This window comes from Bacteroidota bacterium (genome assembly GCA_034723125.1).
Lineage (GTDB): Bacteria > Bacteroidota > Bacteroidia > CAILMK01 > JAAYUY01 > JAYEOP01.
On record JAYEOP010000360.1, the window covers coordinates 1 to 1,303 of the forward strand.

1 protein-coding gene and 1 tRNA gene are annotated in these 1,303 nt (G+C 31.5%); one reads left to right on the forward strand and one right to left on the reverse strand.

Annotated elements, in window-relative coordinates; genetic code table 11:
• Positions 1 to 43: 43 nt before the first annotated feature.
• Positions 44 to 120, reverse strand: a tRNA-Asn gene (locus U9R42_09695).
• Between the two features lie 201 nt (positions 121 to 321).
• Here U9R42_09695 and U9R42_09700 point away from each other — a divergent pair.
• Entirely contained in the window at positions 322 to 1,296 is a 975-nt protein-coding gene (locus U9R42_09700) for an adenosine kinase (GenBank protein ID MEA3496295.1), read from the forward strand.
• Positions 1,297 to 1,303: the final 7 nt, after the last annotated feature.

Genomic DNA, 1,303 nt, shown 5'->3' on the forward strand with positions numbered 1-1,303 from the left:
CGGTTCCGCAATTGCGGAACGACCTATTGATTAACAGGATTTTTGGCTCCCCCGGTTGGACTCGAACCAACGACCTATTGATTAACAGTCAACCGCTCTAACCAGCTGAGCTACGGAGGAATATCATTAAAGAAAACTATTTTCAAAAAAAATACTGAAATTATTTTTCATACTCAAAAATCTTGTTTTCTTCATCATGTTAAATATCAAAATCGGGTGCAAATTTAAAACAAATCATTTTAACCAAAAAACATTTTTACAAATAAATTTTAAAAAAGTTAAAAAAAAACTAATCTTTGCTCCAAAATTAAATTAGTGAATATGAAACAGGTTTTAGGAATGGGTAATGCCCTTGTAGATATAATGACAAAAATTGAAAGTGATGATGTGCTTGACAAATTCTCTCTTCCAAAAGGAAGTATGCAACTAGTTGACTTAGAAAACAGAAACACTGTTTTAGAAGGAACATCTAACTTTGAAAGGCAACAATCATCAGGTGGTTCTGCATCAAATACAATTCACGGTTTAGCAAAATTAGGAATTAAAACATCATATATTGGTAAAATTGGAAATGATAGTTTTGGTGAGTTTTTTCATCAGGATATTTTGAATAGCGGTATTGAACCTAGGTTGTTAAAAGGAGATGCAGAAACAGGATTGGCAATTGCTCTTGTTAGTCCCGATTCGGAAAGAACATTTGCAACATTTCTTGGAGCTGCAATTGAGTTATCTCACAATGACCTTTATTCATCATTGTTTTCTGGAAATGATTATTTTCATATTGAAGGGTATTTAGTACAAAATCATGAGCTATTAAAAAAAGCTGTGCAGCTTGCTAAAGAAAATGGGTTAAAAATTTCTCTTGACCTAGCAAGCTATAATGTGGTTGAAGACAACCTTGAGTTTTTGAAAGAAATTATTAGTAATTATGTAGATATTGTTTTTGCTAATGAAGAAGAAGCAAAAGCATTCACAGGATTTGAACCTGAAGAGGCATTAAATGAAATTTCAAAAGTTTGTGAAATTGCAATTGTAAAAATCGGAAAAAATGGCTCATTGATTAAAAAAGGAAATGAAAAGCATAAAGTTGGAATTATTGATGTAAACCCAATAGATACAACAGGTGCCGGAGATCTTTATGCCTCAGGATTTCTTTATGGACTTATTAAAAAGTTTCCATTAGACAAATGCGGACATATAGGTTCAATATTATCAGGAAGAGTTATTGAAGTTATAGGAGCAAAATTGGATAACAATATTTGGACGGAGATAAAAAAGGAATTGGATACTTTTTAATTTTTTA

Coding starts and splice junctions, on each gene's coding strand:
- U9R42_09700 (MEA3496295.1), top strand. CDS start 322: ATGAAACAGGTTTTAGGAATGGGTAATGCCCTTGTAGATATAATGACA.